Source organism: Moorena sp. SIO3I6 (genome assembly GCF_010672095.1).
Genome location: NZ_JAAHHU010000754.1, coordinates 1 through 2,287 on the forward strand (window position 1 = coordinate 1; position 2,287 = coordinate 2,287).

Below are 2,287 nucleotides of genomic sequence, written 5' to 3' on the forward strand. Positions count from 1 at the left end.
GTGCGGCTTGTTCTAAGTAAGAGCCTCCTTTACCAGGAGGGGTAAGACTTAGGTAATTCGCGGGGACAACCCCGAAAGATTACAACTATTCATCCGGATGGCGGTGCAAACCCGACCCCTAGAAGAGACTAGTGACTCCCTATCTTGGCCACACCGAGCAAGGCGACACCCTTGCAGAGTGAAGCTGGCACCAGGGCGGAATCAGACACCAATCAGATGGGTGACACTGCCGCTAACGGGGAGGTGACATGGGTAACAGTAGCGAAAGTCCTGAAAAAGTGTCTAATTTCGGAGCCGCAATCTGACTAGTACATGCGAGACTTGATTCCCTAATCCTCACAGTGTTCTGTCCTGGACAACTGTAATCTCCGAGGAGGGAATAGGCAAAATGGACTACCCTAAATCACCACAACAATCTGATGAATGGAACAAGTAAAAACGGTAGCACAAAAATAGGTCTGTAGGCCGGTCGAACCTACGGTAAGTGATGTCACACTTAATCCCTACTACCGGGTAGGATGCAGGTAGAAACTGCCTGCGGGTATTCAGAATATACAAACTCTAGTAGAGCACGGTTAGACACATGAGCAATCATAGTGAACTCTGGAAAAATCAGAAGTGGAAGAAACTCCGCCAAAATTTATTCCGCCTACAAAAGCGTGTATACAAAGCGGTTCAAGCAGGTGACCTGAAGAAAGCCAGGTCTCTACAGAAACTGATTATGAAATCCCGCTCAGCACAACTGCTGGCTGTCCGACAAGTAACACAGCTAAATAAAGGCAAAAGAACTGCTGGAATTGACGGAAAGTCAAAACTCAATTTCAGGGAACGCATGGAACTGGTTGAAACATTGACCCGTTACGGCCACGACTGGAAACATAGCGGACTACGGGAACATCCAATCCTTAAAAAGAATGGAAAGACCCGAATGTTAAAGATACCAACCATAGCCGACCGAGCATGGCAAGTAAGCGCCAAATTCGCCCTAGAACCAGCCCACGAGGCAACGTTCAGTGCCGACAGTTATGGATTCAGGACCGGAAGAAGCGCACAAGACGTGCAAAAACGGCTATTCCTACACCTGAAATCCGACAAAAACGGTATAAACAAGCGAATAATCGAACTAGACATAAAAAAATGCTTTGACCGCATCTCACACAGCTCAATCATGGATAGATTGTTAGCTCCTGCGTGCCTAAAACAGGGGATTTTCAGGTGCCTAAAAGCAGGCATCAATCCGGAATTCCTAGAGCAAGGAACACCCCAAGGTGGTGTGGTCAGCCCTTTACTAGCAAATGTGGCACTTAACGGAATAGAAGATATACACACCAGCCTGCGATACGCAGACGACATGGTGTTTATCCTCAAGCCAAAAGATAACGCTGAAAAAATTCTCCAAAAAGTAAAAAACTTTCTGGCAGAAAGAGGAATGGAAATCAGTGAAGAAAAGACCAAGCTGACCAAAACGACAGACGGATTTGACTTCCTATGAAGTTACCGTAAGAATAAAGAAGCCTTTACAGGCGACAGACTATGCAAAAAAGGGTTAAAAATTATTAATTAAGGCTTCTTTATTCTAAGGTTTCGTCTCCTGGGGTGGAGATTCCGCGCCAGAAAAGACGGAAAATTCTCGTGTATTCCCTCAGAGGAAAACCACAGAAACATACGTAAGAAGATTAAAACCGTGGTCAACTGCTCGAATTATGGTGCCAAAGTAAAAGCCAAAAAGTTAGCCCCAATTGTTCGCGGATGGCGTAACTATCACAGTAGTTGCGATATGAGTAGCTCAAGGGATAGCTTATGGTTCATGAACCAGACCGCAAACCGAAAATTCCGAAAGGAAAAGAAAGTAAACCGGTATCAGGCCAACGAACTATGCAAAAAGGCATTCCCAAAAGTAGGTTACAAACAGAACCAACACGTGAACGTCAAGGGGACTAAGTCACCCTATGACGGCGACTTAGTCTACTGGAGCAAAAGGAATTCCCGCCTCTACTCCGGTGCTACTTCAGACGCTCTGAAACGGCAAAACCATTCTTGTGGACACTGTGGATTGAAGTTCCTAGAAGACGAGTCTGTACATCTTCATCATATCGATGGAAACCACGACAACCGGAAAACGAAGAACTTACTAGCAGTTCATCGGAGCTGCCACCAACAGATACACTGGAGCATGCCGAAAGGCCGGTCAAAAGACTGAGTTTACCCAGGAGCTGGGTGAGGTGAAAGTCTCACGCCCAGTTCTGAAGCGGAGGTGCTCCCCTTAATAGGGGACATCGACCGTAAC

1 pseudogene is annotated in these 2,287 nt (G+C 46.3%); it reads left to right on the forward strand.

Annotation, left to right across the window (positions count from 1 at the left end):
• Positions 1 to 583: 583 nt before the first annotated feature.
• Positions 584 to 2,173 (forward strand): annotated as a pseudogene (locus F6K49_RS53910) (reverse transcriptase domain-containing protein); the annotation flags it as partial.
• Positions 2,174 to 2,287 lie beyond the last annotated feature (114 nt).